15 protein-coding genes are annotated in these 15,153 nt (G+C 34.1%); 10 read left to right on the top strand and 5 right to left on the bottom strand.

Annotated features, from left to right (window positions below; all coding sequences use genetic code 11):
• Positions 1 to 28: 28 nt before the first annotated feature.
• Both R2782_RS08240 and R2782_RS08235 read right to left on the bottom strand, forming a co-directional pair.
• Entirely contained in the window at positions 29 to 3,109 is a 3,081-nt protein-coding gene (locus R2782_RS08240; protein WP_371267758.1) for a hypothetical protein, read from the bottom strand.
• A 70-nt stretch (positions 3,110 to 3,179) separates the two neighbouring features.
• Positions 3,180 to 3,914 carry an outer membrane lipoprotein-sorting protein gene (locus R2782_RS08235; protein WP_371267757.1) on the bottom strand — a complete coding sequence of 245 codons (735 nt, stop codon included), beginning with the start codon at positions 3,912 to 3,914 and terminating at the stop codon, positions 3,180 to 3,182.
• 96 nt (positions 3,915 to 4,010) lie between these two features.
• On the opposite strand from R2782_RS08235, the gene radC reads away from it, so the two are divergent.
• The 7 genes from radC (at position 4,011) to R2782_RS08200 (ending at position 9,473) form a co-directional block, all read left to right on the top strand.
• Complete coding sequence (radC, locus tag R2782_RS08230) at positions 4,011 to 4,706, top strand: DNA repair protein RadC (protein ID WP_371267756.1); 696 nt, start codon at positions 4,011 to 4,013, stop codon at positions 4,704 to 4,706.
• 14 nt (positions 4,707 to 4,720) lie between these two features.
• A complete protein-coding gene (locus R2782_RS08225; RefSeq protein WP_371267755.1) occupies positions 4,721 to 5,281 on the top strand; it encodes a PepSY domain-containing protein in 561 nt (186 codons plus the stop codon).
• A 71-nt stretch (positions 5,282 to 5,352) separates the two neighbouring features.
• Entirely contained in the window at positions 5,353 to 5,982 is a 630-nt protein-coding gene (locus R2782_RS08220) for an ABC transporter ATP-binding protein (protein ID WP_371267754.1), read from the top strand.
• Positions 5,983 to 7,368: an ABC transporter permease gene (locus tag R2782_RS08215; RefSeq protein ID WP_371267753.1), complete on the top strand. Its 1,386-nt coding sequence runs from the start codon at positions 5,983 to 5,985 to the stop codon at positions 7,366 to 7,368. It begins immediately after the preceding gene.
• Positions 7,361 to 7,933, top strand: coding sequence for a hypothetical protein (locus tag R2782_RS08210; RefSeq protein WP_371267752.1), 573 nt, complete (start codon positions 7,361 to 7,363; stop codon positions 7,931 to 7,933). Before R2782_RS08215 ends, R2782_RS08210 begins: the two co-directional genes overlap by 8 nt.
• 95 nt (positions 7,934 to 8,028) lie before the next feature.
• Positions 8,029 to 8,721: a YjjG family noncanonical pyrimidine nucleotidase gene (locus R2782_RS08205; RefSeq protein ID WP_371267751.1), complete on the top strand. Its 693-nt coding sequence runs from the start codon at positions 8,029 to 8,031 to the stop codon at positions 8,719 to 8,721.
• A 20-nt stretch (positions 8,722 to 8,741) separates the two neighbouring features.
• A complete protein-coding gene (locus tag R2782_RS08200) occupies positions 8,742 to 9,473 on the top strand; it encodes a hypothetical protein (protein ID WP_371267750.1) in 732 nt (243 codons plus the stop codon).
• Here R2782_RS08200 and R2782_RS08195 read toward each other — a convergent pair.
• Positions 9,470 to 10,747: a replication-associated recombination protein A gene (locus tag R2782_RS08195; protein WP_371267749.1), complete on the bottom strand. Its 1,278-nt coding sequence runs from the start codon at positions 10,745 to 10,747 to the stop codon at positions 9,470 to 9,472. The genes R2782_RS08200 and R2782_RS08195 overlap by 4 nt on opposite strands.
• 74 nt (positions 10,748 to 10,821) lie before the next feature.
• Here R2782_RS08195 and R2782_RS08190 point away from each other — a divergent pair, with 74 nt between their 5' ends.
• Positions 10,822 to 11,577, top strand: a complete 756-nt coding sequence (locus R2782_RS08190; protein ID WP_371267748.1) for a rhomboid family intramembrane serine protease — start codon at positions 10,822 to 10,824, stop codon at positions 11,575 to 11,577.
• Here R2782_RS08190 and rlmB read toward each other — a convergent pair whose 3' ends face one another.
• Both rlmB and R2782_RS08180 read right to left on the bottom strand, forming a co-directional pair.
• A complete protein-coding gene (gene rlmB, locus R2782_RS08185) occupies positions 11,578 to 12,312 on the bottom strand; it encodes a 23S rRNA (guanosine(2251)-2'-O)-methyltransferase RlmB (RefSeq protein WP_371267747.1) in 735 nt (244 codons plus the stop codon).
• Between the two features lie 29 nt (positions 12,313 to 12,341).
• The gene (locus tag R2782_RS08180) at positions 12,342 to 14,009 is read right to left on the bottom strand and encodes a hypothetical protein (protein ID WP_371267746.1); all 1,668 of its coding nucleotides are present in this window, start codon (positions 14,007 to 14,009) and stop codon (positions 12,342 to 12,344) included.
• 235 nt (positions 14,010 to 14,244) lie between these two features.
• Here R2782_RS08180 and rpsL point away from each other — a divergent pair, with 235 nt between their 5' ends.
• Together rpsL and rpsG are read left to right on the top strand one after the other, a co-directional pair.
• A complete protein-coding gene (rpsL, locus tag R2782_RS08175; protein ID WP_248432887.1) occupies positions 14,245 to 14,649 on the top strand; it encodes a 30S ribosomal protein S12 in 405 nt (134 codons plus the stop codon).
• 23 nt (positions 14,650 to 14,672) lie between these two features.
• Positions 14,673 to 15,149 carry a 30S ribosomal protein S7 gene (gene rpsG, locus R2782_RS08170; RefSeq protein ID WP_371267745.1) on the top strand — a complete coding sequence of 159 codons (477 nt, stop codon included), beginning with the start codon at positions 14,673 to 14,675 and terminating at the stop codon, positions 15,147 to 15,149.
• The last annotated feature ends 4 nt before the right edge of the window (positions 15,150 to 15,153 follow it).

Raw genomic sequence — 15,153 nt, 5'->3', positions numbered from 1 at the left:
GCATTTTTTAGAAAAATAAATTATAAATTTAGTCTTTTAAGTATTCTTCAAATGATTTCAATGAAAAAGGAATTTGAAGTTTAGTAGCTTGTTCCACTAATTTGTTTTTGTATTTTGATTTTAAATCGTTAAAACCACTTTTTGCCGTATTGAATTTATCCATTATATTTTCGATATTGGCAATTTGCGATGGAGATGGAGCATCAAACTGAGAGGCAACGGTTGCATAAATAGCACTTAGTTTTTCTCTTAATTGTGGTTCAGCAGCACCTACATACATGTCTCCTGTCGTTACAACCATTGTATTTTTCAAAGAATTAAATTCTGAATCAATTTTGCCATTGGATTTAGCTAATTTGGCATCTTTCTCCATGATTTTTTTGTTTAAAGCAATTATCTCGTCTAATTCATAAACGATATATGCTAACTCTTCATTTTTGTCAAACAGCATTTTAGTGGTTTCGGCTTGTTTTTTTCTTTCAGATATTGAAATCACACTTTTTGGGTCATTAATCACATCAAACTCATACTCAAATTTTTCATTTCCTTTAGTTAGAATTGCTTTATATTTTCCTGCTTCAACCCTTGGGGAAGTAAAACCACCGTAACTTAACGTTTTTGCTGTCGCAATTTTAGGATTTTTTGTATTGAAATTCCAAGTAACAATATTGATGCCTTTTTGTTTTCCAGGTATTAAAGTAGCAATTTTATGACCATTTAAGTCTTGGATTTCCATTTCCATCTTACCAAAAGTGTGTCGTTTTTTCAAATAATAAATAAGTTGAGCCGACGTATTGGGATTCGGACCAACAAACTCTAATTCAGAAGCTGTTCCGCCAAAACTGGATTGTTCTTCAATCACAAATGGTTTCGTTTCAAAGAAATGAACGTCTTTTTTCAAAATGTCCGGAGTAATTTGACGTAGTGGACTCACATCATCTAAAATGATAATTCCTCTTCCGTGTGTAGCCATTACTAAATCATTCGTTTTAGGGTGTAAATCAAGGTAATGAACAGCTACGGCCGGCATATTGTTTTCGAATTTCGACCAGTTTTTTCCACCATCAACAGTAATGTAAAGTCCTTTTTCTGTTCCTAAAAACAATAAGTTAGGATTTTTATAATCTTCTTGAATATTTCTAGCAAAACCATCGATATCGGCTGTTACGATAGATGTCCACGTTTTTCCAAAATCAGAAGTTTTATAGACGTAAGTTGCATAATCATTCTTCGAATGACCATCAAAAACAGCGTAAGCAGTTCCTTCGTTAAAAACACTTGTTTCAATATGATAACACCAAGTGTTTTTTGGTAAACCTTTTACATTCGGAGTAACATTTGACCATGTTTTTCCACCATCTTTAGTAATTTGAACATTTCCGTCATCGGTTCCGGCCCAAAGAACATCTTTATTTAGAGGAGACTCTGCAATGGCAAAAATGGTACAATGGTTTTCAGCACCCGAATTATCTACAGACAAACCTCCTGATTTTTCGGTATTGGTTTTTGTTGGATCATTGGTTGTTAAATCGCCTGAAATTTTTCGCCAAGTCTGTCCCATATCATCTGAAACATGCACAAATTGGCTTCCTGCATAAATTCTGTCCGGATTATGAATACCGGTTAAAATCGGCGTATTCCAATTAAAACGCAATTTGGGATCACCTTTTTCAGGAAGCGGTTGAATCGTTTTTAGTTCTTTTGTTTCTAAATTATATCGCCAAATATTTTCGGCACCTTGCATCTCACTATAAATAATTTTTTTGGTTGGATGTTTCAAAACGCGGAAACCATCGCCGTAGCCCACACTATGCCAGTCGCGAGCTTCAATGCCGCCATCGCTTTTACTTGGACCATACCATGAACCGTTATCTTGTAAACCACCATAAATATTATACGGTTCTTCATTATCCAAACTCAAATGATAATATTGTGAAAGCGGCAAATTCTTAACAATATCCAAGGTGTTTCCTGAATCCCAACTTCTGTATAAACCACCATCGGTCGCTACATAAATTCTATTGCTATCATGTAAATCAACGGTAATGTCATGAATATCAGCGTGCATATTTCCAAGCGGTTTAAATGTTTTTCCACCATCACGACTAATAGAGCCTCTTAACCCACCTTTGTATAGAGTATCTGGATTTCTTGGGTCAATCGTAATTCTTGAAAAATAAAACGGACGAACAACCAATTCAAAATCACTGTTCAAATGTTTCCATGTAGCACCTGAATCATCCGAACGATATAACCCTTTGTCTTTGTCTTGTTCAGTTTCTAAAACTGCATATAAAATTTGCGAATTAGAAGGAGCAACACCAATCGCAATTCTACCTAACTGACCTTTTGGAAAACCATTGTGAATTTTATTCCAAGTTTTTCCTCCATCGATAGTTTTGTATAAGGCAGAATTGTTACCTCCCGAATTAAATGACCAAGCCGTTCTTCTAAATTCCCAAAAACTGGCGTACATGACGTCAGGATTTGATGGGTCAATAACCAAATCGGCACAACCGGTTGTTTGATCAACATAAAAAACTTTGTTCCATGTTTTTCCGCCATCGGTTGTTTTATAAATTCCTCTATCTTCGCTGTCACCCCAAAGAGCACCTAAAACTCCTGCCCAAACAACATCACTATTTCTTGGGTCAACAATGATAGAGGTGATACGGTCGGATTTTGGTAAACCCATGTTGTTCCAGTTCAAACCGCCATCGGTAGATTTGTAAATTCCATCGCCAACGGAAACACTGTTTCTGGTCCAAGGTTCTCCGGTCCCCACCCAAATTGTATTGTCGGGATTGTTTGGATCAATGGCTACACAACCAATCGATTGAATATGTTTATCAAAAACAGGTGAGAAGGAGGCTCCACCATCAGCACTTTTCCAAACGCCTCCACCGGCTGCTCCAATGTATATGATTTTGTTGTTAGTGGGGTGGTTGGCAATATCCGAAATTCTCCCACTCATAATTGCCGGACCAATTTGCCGTGCTCTAATATCACCAAAAAGTTCTTTTCCTTTTAAAATCACATCCTCTTGGGCCTTTGTTTCAAGGCTGAAAATCAAACCTACCGTTAAAAATAATTTGAAAATGTTTTTCATAAGTTCGTTCAGTTAAAAAAAATCCCCGTACTAAAATTAATAAGGGGAATTTTTATGTTTATTGATTGATTTATTCTTTGAAAGTAAAAGCACTTGGATCAACCGTTGGATTCAAGGTTACTTTTTTAATTTTCATAGGTTGTCCACCTTGATTCATAGAGAAAGGAAAATACATTCCTTCTACTTCTTGATAATCACTCATGGTTGTAACCGATAATTGACCTTTCATTGGTCCGGATTTAATTTCGGCTTCAGTAACAATCGGAACATTGTTTTCAGTATCAAAATAGTAAAAAACTACATTGTCTACTTTTTGACCGTCAACCATTTGAGGTTTTTTAGTTAGTTTTACTTTATAACATTCTGTCCCTTCCTTAGTTTCTTTTCCCAGGTATTCAGCAGTATAACCTTTTGCTTTGTAATCAATCAATGCATCCGGATAATCACCGGCTTCTTGTTTAATATTTTCCACCATTTCAGATTCCATTTTTTCTGCTTTCATAGTCATGAAATTAGTTGACCAAGCCGTCGTTCCATCAAAAGCCATTTGTGTAATCTCTTGTCCTTGAAAATTAATTTTCAAATACATTTTTCCTCCTTTTAATTGAACAAGTTCAACAGGAATCTCCATTCCTTGGTAATTAACATTCATCTCCATTTTTGTACCGGTCAAACTTCTGAATTTTTCAGCACCTCCTATATTTTCTATGTAAGTATTGATTATTCCGTCTGCAGTTTGAGCCAAAGCAGAAAAGTTAAAAAGTACAAAAAGTGTTACTCCAAATAAGATTCTTAATTTTTTCATGAATAAAATTTTTAATTTTAAAATAAGTCTTAAATTTAGTAATTATGTTACAAAAAAAACTTTATTTGCACTATTAATTTTTAAAAGCCATACAGAATGGAACAAAACAACCCTTTTTCAATCAAAAATTGGGCAGAAGATGATAAGCCCAGAGAAAAGCTAATGCTGAAAGGAAAATCGGCATTGAGCGATGCAGAACTTTTAGCAATACTAATTGGTTCCGGAAACAGAAATGAGAGTGCTGTTGATTTAAGCAAACGCATTTTGTCACATGTTGATAACAACTTAAATGCATTAGGGAAATTGTCTTTAAAGCAACTGATCGAATTTAAGGGGATTGGAGAAGCAAAAGCAATAGCAATCATTGCCGCCACTGAAATAGGTAGACGAAGAAGAGAGGAGAACGTAAAAGAAGCAATAAAAATAAATTCCAGCCAAATCGTCTTTAATGTTATGCAGCCTCTTATCGGTGAATTGCCCCATGAAGAATTTTGGGTTTTGTATTTGAATAATGCAAACAAAATTGTTCACAAAGCCCAACTAAGTAAAGGCGGGTTTACAGGGACAGTTGTTGATATTCGAATCGTTTTAAAATTTGCTTTAGAGTACAATGCTTTGTCTATCGTTTTAACGCATAATCATCCTTCCGGAAAATTAATTGCTAGTGAATCCGATATTCAGTTAACACAAAAAATAAAAGCCGCGGTGAAACAGTTAGATATTGCATTAATAGACCATGTAATTATCACAGAAAACAACTATTATAGTTTTGCAGATAATGGAATATTATAAATAAAAACTGAATAATGTCTCATAAAAGAAAAAATCAAGCCAAACAATTACGCTTTTTTAGAAAAGTACACCGAACTACAGGAGTATTATTGTTTGTTTTTTTCTTTATAGTAGCGGTAACAGGTTTTTTATTGGGAATAAAAAAGCATAGTGGAGGTATAATTTTACCAGAATCCAAGAATGGAACAACCAAGGAATTGAGTAGTTTTCTTCCGTTGGATAGCTTACAAAAAAATGCTCAGCAATACATTAAAAATTATTTAAACAATTCCAATTTTAACGAAATAGATAGGATAGATGTTCGCCCGGAAAAAGGAATGGTGAAGTTTACTTTTAAATCAAATTTTTATGAAGTACAACTCGATGGTGCAACCGGAAATCTGTTACAAATTGATTTACGGCGTTCTGATGTTATTGAAAAAATTCATGACGGTTCTATCGTTGATTATTATTTAGGATTAGAATCGGGCGTTTTTAAGTTGATTTACACTATAGTCATGAGTTTTGCTTTGATGCTTTTTACCATCACCGGATTTTGGTTATGGTATGGACCCAAAAGAATGCGGAAATCTTAGGCTAATTTTTAGAATTGATTAACAACTCGTTTTTCAAATTATCAGTATCTTTCGGATCTAATTAAAATGGAATGATTTATACAGAAAATTTAACGTTCTCATTTAACGAAACTACCCATTTTGCTTTTCCGAATATCATGAATAATGAATCAGAAGCATTATTAATAACCGGAAATTCAGGAAAAGGCAAAACCACTTTGTTGCATCTTTTGGGAGGATTATTGCGACCAAAATCCGGTTTAATTTCCATTCGAGATACTAATATTTCTATGTTGTCTGAAAAAGAATTAGACAACTTCCGTGGAAAAAATATCGGTTTGGTTTTGCAACAATCTCATTTTGTGGCTTCATTAAATGTGCTTGAAAATGTTGTTTTAGCTTCATGGTTGGCAACCGGGAAAAAAGCAACTGATAAAGCAAAATCACTTTTAAAACAATTAGATTTAGAAGATCAACTACATAAACTTCCTTCTAATTTAAGCGTTGGACAACAACAGCGTGTTTCTATAGCAAGAGCTTTGATAAATGAACCAAAATTGCTTTTGGCCGATGAACCAACATCAAGTTTAGATGATGAAAACGCATCAAAAGTAGCCGATTTGTTAGGCCATTTATCCAGAGAATACAAAGCCTCGCTAATAATTGTGACGCATGACCAACGACTAAAAGATAAATTTTCTAACCAAATAAACTTAAACTAAATGATAGCAAAATTAGCTTGGAAAAACCTTTGGTTTAAGCCTTTGAATACAGTTTTAAGTTTGGTTTTATTAACTGCATCAGTAGCGATTATTTCGTTGTTGATTTTGTTACAAGAACAATTTGAAAAACAATTTTCAAGTAACATTGATGGTGTCGATTTGGTTTTAGGGGCACAAGGTAGTCCATTACAATTGATACTTTCTTCGGTTTATCACGTTGATGCTCCAACCGGAAATATTGATTACAAAGAAGCCGAAGTTTGGATGAAACATCCTTTTGTGGAAACGGCCATTCCGTTAGCTTTTGGGGATAATTACCGCGGATTTAAAATTGTTGGGACCACACCTGATTACATTAAAAAATACACTGCAAAGATTTCTGAAGGAAAAGTGTTTGAAAAGAATTTTGAGGTCGTTATAGGGAGCGAAATTGCCCAAAAACTAAACATTAAACTAGGAGATAAATTTTTTGGAACACATGGTGATGCCGAAGAAGGTCATTTACACGAAGAGTATGCTTATGTAGTAGTTGGAATCGCTTCACCAACCGGAAAGGTAATCGATAATTTAATTTTGTGTACAATTGAAAGTGTTTGGGAGATGCATGGAGGTCACAATCATGGTGGAGAAGCCTATTCGGAAGATGAAAACCCTCCTCACGGAGAAGAAGGTCATATCCATGTAGAGGGCGATGAGCACGACCATGAAGAACACGTGCACGATGAAAATTGTAATCATGATCACGAGGAAGATCACGACCATGAAGTTTCTCAAAATCCCGCTCACGGTGAAGAAGGACACGTACACGAAGAGGGTGATGAACACGAACACGACGAAGCCAAAGAAATTACAGCTGTTTTAGTAAAATTTAAAAACAAAATGGGTATCATTTCTTGGCCAAGAATGATTGCTCAAAACACAAAAATGCAAGCAGCATTACCCGCTATTGAGATTAACCGATTATTCTCCTTATTCGGCATTGGATTACAGGCTTTACAGTATTTAGCTTACGGAATTATGTTGATTTCTGGAATCAGTATTTTCATCGCTTTGTATAATCGATTGAAAGAACGAAAATATGAGTTTGCGTTGTTGCGGGTTTCCGGTGCATCACGAATCCAAATGTTAGGGTTGGTGTTGTTTGAAAGTTTATTGCTTTGTATAGTTGGGTTTTTCTTTGGTACACTTTTTGGAAGATTAGCGTTGGTTATGATTTCAAGCACTACCGATGAACAATTTAAAATGGCTTTTAATCCAATGACAATAATTTGGGAAAAAGAAGGAATTTTATTTATGGTCACTATCTTTGTTGGGATTTTGGCAGCAGTAATCCCCGCTATAAAAGCCTATCGATTAAACATTTCAAAAACATTAGCTAATGCGTAAAATTTATATTGTTTTTATTCTTTTATTCGGAATTATCATTGTTTTAGATAGTTCATTGGAAATAAAATATCCTTTTGCTAGCTCAAAGCAATCTGAAAAAATTTCTGTTCAACAAGCAGGTTTTGTACCTTCACTTGAATCACATAATAATAATTTTGAAGATGATTTATTCACGCAAGTGAAACCCGACACCTTATCTTGGAAATTGTTGGGGATTATAAAATACATCAAAAAACCAGATAAAGATTATCCGGATGGAGTGATGTTTCCTATTATTAATTCTGATTTAAAGTCAAAAAATAAGAAGAAAATTGTAATGAGCGGTTTTATCATTCCAATTGATAATGTATCGTATGCATTAAGTAAAAACGTCTTTGCCTCTTGTTTTTTTTGCGGTCAAGCCGGTCCGGAAACCATTATGGGAATCAAGTTTAAAGGAGCTACTCCAAAATTAAAAACAGACCAATATGTGACTTTGGAAGGAACCTTTCGTTACAACGATAATGATGTAAACGATTGGATTTATCACATTGAAAATGCCGTCATTGTGAAAGGCGGAAAATAACAGTCGCTTTTGTCATTCCGAATGATGACGAAGTCGAAATAGGAATCTCCTACGAAGTAGGATAGTATTGTTTAAACACCATTCATCACCCTATAATGAAACCCTTTCAGCACAAATCCGACATCTTTTTTGATTTAGATCACACGTTGTGGGATTTTGAAAAAAATTCGGCTTTAGCTTTTGAAATGATTTTTAAAAAGCATCATTTGGAGGTGAATTTAGATTTTTTTTTAGAGCATTACATTCCAACCAATCTTAAGTTTTGGAAATTGTATCGGGAGGAAAAAATTTCTCAGGAAGAACTTCGCTACCAGCGTTTGAAAGAAGTTTTTGATTTAATGAACTATAAGGTAACAGCTGATTTAATTCATTTAATTTCGCAAGAATACATTCAATATCTTCCGAAGTTTAATCATTTACATGAAGGGGCATATGAAATTTTAGACTATTTATACCCAAATTATAATTTGCATATTATCACGAATGGTTTTGAATCCGTTCAAAACGGGAAACTGAAAAATTCAGATCTTTTAAAATATTTTAAAACCATCACTCATTCAGAAAGTGCCGGTGTGAAAAAGCCAAATCCAATTATTTTTAATCACGCCATTCAATCAGCCAACACAAATAAGGAAAATTCAATTATGATTGGTGATAGTTGGGAAGTAGATATTGAAGGAGCCCTGAATTATGGAATGGACGCTATTTTTTTTAACGAATTAAACATTCCGATTCATAATAATTTTCCGCAAGTGAACCAACTATTGCATTTAAAAAATTACCTTTAGCATTATTTTATTTTATGATGATGAAAAAAATATTCTTACTGTTTTTATTGATTACTTCTTTTCAGTTGTTTTCTCAAAGCCTGAATGATTATAAGTATGTTTTGGTTCCGTTGAAATTTAGTGATTTTGACTCGGAAAATCAATATCGATTGAATACCATCACCAAACTTAATTTAGAAAAAATGGGCTTTATCGCTTTTTACGAAAACACTGAAATACCTAGGGAGGTAAGCAACGATCGTTGTGCAATACTAAGTGTAGATGTACGGAAAGGTAAGCAATTGTTTTGGACAAAAGTTACTATAGTTTTCAAAGATTGTTTTGGCAAAGTTGTTTATGAGAGTCCGGACGGAAGAACAAAAGAAAAAGAATATAAAAAAGCATATCCTGAAGCATTACAAGAAGCTTTTAAAGCATTTTCTGCTTTTAATTACAAATTCAATGATACAAAAGTTGTTGCCGTTTCCAATAATCCAAGTCAGGAACCAGCCATAGAGAACGTTGCAACTTCGGGTTATGAAACAAAAGATTTTTCCAATTTACTTTTTGCTCAGCCAACTGCTAATGGATTTCAATTGGTAGACTCTACACCTAAAGTGGTTTATAAATTATTTAAGACGGACAATCCATCCTTATTTTTAGCTCAAAAAGGAAATCAAAATGGAGTGATTACTATGAAAGATGGCAGCTGGTTTTTTGAATACCAAGAAAATGAAAAAGTGATTTCGGAAAAATTAGAGATTAAGTTTTAATAACCATATTTGTCTTTCCATCTGTTTTTCAGAAAATTTCTTAATTCCCTTTCGCGGGCATTGTTTCCTGGCTCATAGAATGAAGTGTTTTTAATTTCATCAGGAAGAAATTCTTGCTCCGTAAAATTGTTTTCAAAATTGTGAGCATATTGATACTCTTCGCCATAGCCCAATTCCTTCATTAGTTTTGTTGGGGCATTTCTAAGATGAAATGGCACAGACAAATCGCCGGTTTGTTTCACGATTTGTTGAGCTTTCCCGATAGCCAAATAACTTGCATTACTTTTGGCAGAAGTAGCTAAATAAATAGCACATTGACTAAGAATAATTCTGCTTTCAGGATAACCGATGGTAGTTACGGCTTGAAAAGTATTATTTGCCATAATCAAAGCAGTTGGATTGGCATTGCCTATATCTTCGCTCGCTAAAATAAGCATTCTACGAGCTATAAATTTTACGTCTTCACCACCTTCAATCATTCGGGCTAACCAATACACGGCACCATTTGGGTCGCTTCCGCGTATTGACTTAATAAATGCCGAAACAATATCGTAATGTTGTTCTCCTGTTTTATCATACAAAACGGTGTTCTTCTGCACCAATTGCATTACTTTTTCATTTGTAATTTCAACGGAGTCTTCTTCAGTTGCGTTTACAATTAACTCGAAAATATTTAATAATTTTCTACCATCACCACCGGAAAGACGCAAAAGAGCCTCAGTTTGAGTTAAGGTAATGGTTTTGGTTTTTAGAATTTCGTCCTGTTCAATAGCTCGTAGTAACAATTGTTCTAAATCCTCTTTAGAAAAGGGATGTAATACGTATACCTGACATCTTGACAATAAAGCGGGAATTACCTCAAAACTTGGGTTTTCGGTAGTTGCTCCTATTAAGGTTATCCATCCTTTTTCAACGGCAGCAAGTAACGAATCTTGTTGAGATTTACTAAAGCGATGAATTTCATCAATAAATAAAATTGGATTTTTAGCGGTGAACAATCCACCACTTAATTTAGCTTTTTCAATGACTTCACGAATGTCTTTTACTCCAGAATTTATGGCACTTAATGTAAAAAAGGGGCGATGACTTTCTTGAGCCATAATTTGTGCTAAAGTGGTCTTTCCTGTTCCGGGAGGTCCCCACAAAATCAAACTAGGAATAATTCCTTTTGCAATTTGGTGAGTTAACGAGCCTTGTTCACCAACCAAATGCAACTGACTAATGTATTCCGATAATTGTTGCGGCCTTATACGTTCTGCTAATGGTGCTTCCATAATGTAAAATTACTCATTTCTGACAAAATAGCACTATTTTCGTTTTGGATGTGTTTTTGATATTGATTATTAGTATGAAGCAAAACTCCTTTATTTTTTCTACCTCGGTGATTGCATGGCCACTATTTTTTGTGTTGGTTTTGTGGATTGTTTTTTGGGTTGAAGTCCGATTCAAAATCGATTTAAGTACTTATGGCGTTTTACCAAGAACAGTCAGTGGTTTAAAAGGCGTTATTTTGAGTCCGTTTTTGCACGGAGACATCAAACATTTGTATAATAACTCGATTCCACTATTGTTTTTACTCGCGGTTTTACGTTATTTCTACCGAGAAGTTTCTTTGCAAATTTTAGTGTTTGGTATATTGTTTTCAGGTTTAGGTACTTGGCTAATTGGAAGAGAAAGTTATCATATTGGTGCCAGTGGATTAATTTATGTTTTAGTTAGTTTTATATTTTTCAAAGGTATTCAAACACAATATTACCGATTAGTTGCTTTGTCTTTGTTGATTGTGATGTTGTATGGCGGAATGGTTTGGTATATATTTCCGGAAGTAGATAATCAAGTTTCATGGGAAGGACATCTAGCAGGTTTTATTACCGGATTTTTATTTTCACTTTTATACAAAGCAGAGAAGTATAAAAAAACAATTCGTTACGACTGGGAAAAACCCGATTTTAATCCGGAAGACGACCCCTTTATGAAACATTTTGATGAAAACGGAAATTTCGTCAACACGCCAAAGCCTGAAGAATTAGAGGTAGAATACACTTTTTTCAACATTGATGAAAATGTATTTTATGAATTTAAACCGGAGAAAGAGAAAGAATAATTAACGTCTCTGTCTCACCACTTCATATAAAAAAGCCCCACAAGCCACAGAAACATTTAATGAAGCGATGGTTCCAAACATAGGTAATTTTGCTTTCTCATCCACAATTTTCAAAACGGATGGATTGATGCCTCGGTCTTCGCTTCCCATAATGATTGCTAATGGTTCATTAAGTACTAAATCATAAATTGCATCCTCTGTTTTTTCTGTTGCTGCTATTGTTTTGATTCCTGAGCCTTGCAAGTAAAAAATCGCATCTTTAATATGTTCTACTTTGCAAATAGGAACATTAAAAACAGCTCCGGCACTTGTTTTTACAGTATCACCGTTAACGGGGGCTGCTCCTTGTTTACCTATGATTATTCCGTCAACACCCGTACATTCTGCCGTTCGGATGATGGCACCAAAATTACGAGCATCTGAAAGTTGATCTAAAATAAGAAACAGAGGAGTTTTACCACTTTCCAGCACGTTGGAAATCAAACTTTCCAAATCATGAAAATTTACAGGAGCAATGGTTGCCACGGCACCTTGGTGATTTTTTGGAGTAAGACGATTTAGTTTATCAATTGGAACATAGCTGAAATTCACTTTGTGAGTTTTCATCACTTTCATTAATTCACGCATTAAGTCACCTTGAATGTCTTTTTGTAAAAACACTTTATCGATTTCTTTACCAGCTTGAATTGCTTCAATAATTGCTCTAATTCCAAAAATTTGATTCTCTTTTTCCATGAGGCAAAGGTAGAATTATCTTTGACAAACTAAAAACTTGTCTTAAAACTAATGTGAACAATCGAATTAGAAATTTTAATTTCTTGATTACCAACACTTCCATTAGCGTAAACCAAATTAAAAAGCCCGTTTTTGGTTAACAATCCAAATCCAAACCCCAACCCTAATAATGAATCACTGAAATCTGTCGTTTTATCTTGGAAATAACCATAATCTATAATAGAATGTAAATACATTCCGGAGGAAAGGACATAACGGTATTCTGTAAGAATTGAAGAGAATAAATTTCCTTGTAGACTATTTTCATTAAAGCCCCGAATCGAGTTTATGCCACCAAACCGATATAATTCGTTTACGATATAAGCATCACTTTTAAGGTAAAAATTTTGGGATTTAAGGTGTACAATATTTTTTGCATTCAAATAGACATTGTGTTTGAGCTCCAATTGCCCAAATATTTGACTTTGCGAATCTGTTTTTGAATCCCTTTTTCCCAAACCAGCCTTCAAATCCAAAGTGGTTTTTTCAGGAAATAAAAAGTCATCCGTTTTAAAATCGGTATATTCTAGCTGTCCTGTTACAAATGAATTTTTAAAATCACTGATAAAACTAGAATTGGTATTTTGTATATCACTTGATTCAGTAGATTGATAACCTAAATAAAATCTTGTATTATAAGTAAAAAGGTAACCCAAGTCAATTGCTGTTCGTGTGTTTTGAAAGGTACTGTCTTGTTTAAAAATTTGAAGTTCTGTTTTTATCCCTAATGCACTTTTAAAAATATAGGGAATTTGTAAGTTAGCATTAAAAGTAGTCTGTTCGTTACCGTCGCTTTTCCATAAAATTGAAAACTGTTCTCCTGAATTTAAGAGATTGTGTAAAAGTAAATCGACATAACCGTTAAAATTGATTTTTCCCCCTTCGTCATTCGTGAAACCTATAAAACCATCAAATCGGTTTGCTTTAGCTTTTTCTAAATATACATAAACTTTTGTTGAGTCTTGTGTAAACAAAATTTCAGGATAGCTGGTTTGACGTGCAAACCTAAATCCTTCAACAGTTTTATATAACTTAACCAAATTAGATTGGTTAAAAGTTTGTTTGGCATACATTTTTTTCAAATTAATCCGATGACTTTCAGGAAATTTTGGGAAGCCTTCAATTACAATATCATTTAGGTTTCTCTTTTTTTTGGGTTCAATCAATAAATCTGCAAATAAAAGATCTTTTTGTTTTCTAAAGTTCTCTAGCTTCAATTGAGCCAAAGAATAACCGGTTGATTCCAGTTTTTTTAAAATATCCATCATAAACGTTTCTACATTTTCTATGGGAATCTTTACAAAATCATCGTTTATGTGATATGAATCACTCAAAAAAGGGGATATTTTATCACCTATATATATATGTAAATGAGAAGTTCTTTTTCTTAAACTATATACAAACAAAAAAGTAGAGTCGTTTGTCTTTTTACTGCTGATATTTTCACTCTCAAGATAGCCTAATTCAAAAAGTTTTTTACCTAATTTTTTGCTTTCGTCTAACACTCCTTTTGCATTTGAAAATTTTTTGGAGTAACCAATAGAATCGATTTTTTTTGTTTCAGATTCAAACAGGCCCTCTATTGATAGATAGATGTTTTGGGCTCCTAAGGAATAGGAAGTAAAAACAAATAAAAAAAACAATATTCTTTTCAACACTAATTTATTTTCGCTAAAAATAACGCAAAAATAGGATATATGGTATATGTAAGAAGGATAAAGAAGAATTTAAAAGAGTACAAAATATTAAACCAAAAACTTCCATATGGCACCCAAAAATACAACTCAAACAAAATAAATAAATTATGATTTGTTTTAACAAAAAAAAATACTACATTTGCAACCCCTTAAAATAGGGTAATTTTATAAAACATAGAAATTTATAGTATTAATTATGCCAACAATTCAACAATTAGTAAGAACAGGGAGAGCCCAAATAACTAAGAAGAGTAAATCGGCTGCTTTAGATTCTTGTCCTCAACGAAGAGGTGTGTGTACTCGTGTTTACACAACGACGCCTAAAAAACCAAACTCAGCGATGAGAAAAGTTGCAAGGGTTCGTTTAACAAACGGAAACGAGGTGAATGCATACATTCCGGGAGAAGGACACAATCTACAAGAGCACTCGATAGTATTAGTTAGGGGCGGAAGGGTAAAAGATTTACCAGGTGTTAGGTACCATATCGTTCGAGGGGCGTTAGACACTGCTGGAGTAGCAGGTCGTACGCAACGTCGTTCAAAATATGGGGCTAAACGTCCTAAACCAGGTCAAGCAGCAGCACCCGCAAAGAAAAAGTAATTAGAAACTTTTAAAGAAAAGACATGAGAAAAAGACAGGCCAAAAAAAGACCTCTTTTACCGGATCCAAAATTTAACGATCAATTGGTAACACGTTTTGTAAACAACTTAATGTGGGATGGTAAAAAATCTACCGCTTTTAAAGTATTCTATGATGCTTTAGAAATAGTGGAAACGAAAAAGCAAGATGCTGAAAAATCAGCCTTAGAAATTTGGAAAGATGCGTTAACGAATGTAATGCCTCACGTAGAAGTTCGCTCACGAAGAGTGGGTGGAGCTACTTTCCAAATTCCTATGCAAATTCGTCCGGATAGAAAAATATCGTATGCTATCAAGTGGATGATTTTGTATGCAAGAAAAAGAAACGAAAAATCAATGGCGGCTAAATTAGCTTCTGAAATTTTAGCAGCAGCTAAAGAAGAAGGAGCAGCGGTTAAGAAAAGAATGGATACGCACAAAATGGCAGAAGCTAACAAAGCGTTCTCTCACTTTAGATTTTAATTGA

The sequence above is a fragment of the Flavobacterium sp. genome (genome assembly GCF_041392085.1).
In the GTDB taxonomy this organism is placed as follows: Bacteria; Bacteroidota; Bacteroidia; order Flavobacteriales; family Flavobacteriaceae; genus Flavobacterium.
The sequence above is the reverse complement of the archived record's forward strand: the minus strand, read 5'-3'. Positions and strand labels throughout refer to the sequence as shown.

Coding starts and splice junctions, on each gene's coding strand:
- R2782_RS08240 (WP_371267758.1), bottom strand. CDS start 3,109: ATGAAAAACATTTTCAAATTATTTTTAACGGTAGGTTTGATTTTCAGC.
- R2782_RS08235 (WP_371267757.1), bottom strand. CDS start 3,914: ATGAAAAAATTAAGAATCTTATTTGGAGTAACACTTTTTGTACTTTTT.
- radC (WP_371267756.1), top strand. CDS start 4,011: ATGGAACAAAACAACCCTTTTTCAATCAAAAATTGGGCAGAAGATGAT.
- R2782_RS08225 (WP_371267755.1), top strand. CDS start 4,721: ATGTCTCATAAAAGAAAAAATCAAGCCAAACAATTACGCTTTTTTAGA.
- R2782_RS08220 (WP_371267754.1), top strand. CDS start 5,353: ATGATTTATACAGAAAATTTAACGTTCTCATTTAACGAAACTACCCAT.
- R2782_RS08215 (WP_371267753.1), top strand. CDS start 5,983: ATGATAGCAAAATTAGCTTGGAAAAACCTTTGGTTTAAGCCTTTGAAT.
- R2782_RS08210 (WP_371267752.1), top strand. CDS start 7,361: ATGCGTAAAATTTATATTGTTTTTATTCTTTTATTCGGAATTATCATT.
- R2782_RS08205 (WP_371267751.1), top strand. CDS start 8,029: ATGAAACCCTTTCAGCACAAATCCGACATCTTTTTTGATTTAGATCAC.
- R2782_RS08200 (WP_371267750.1), top strand. CDS start 8,742: ATGAAAAAAATATTCTTACTGTTTTTATTGATTACTTCTTTTCAGTTG.
- R2782_RS08195 (WP_371267749.1), bottom strand. CDS start 10,747: ATGGAAGCACCATTAGCAGAACGTATAAGGCCGCAACAATTATCGGAA.
- R2782_RS08190 (WP_371267748.1), top strand. CDS start 10,822: ATGAAGCAAAACTCCTTTATTTTTTCTACCTCGGTGATTGCATGGCCA.
- rlmB (WP_371267747.1), bottom strand. CDS start 12,312: ATGGAAAAAGAGAATCAAATTTTTGGAATTAGAGCAATTATTGAAGCA.
- rpsL (WP_248432887.1), top strand. CDS start 14,245: ATGCCAACAATTCAACAATTAGTAAGAACAGGGAGAGCCCAAATAACT.
- rpsG (WP_371267745.1), top strand. CDS start 14,673: ATGAGAAAAAGACAGGCCAAAAAAAGACCTCTTTTACCGGATCCAAAA.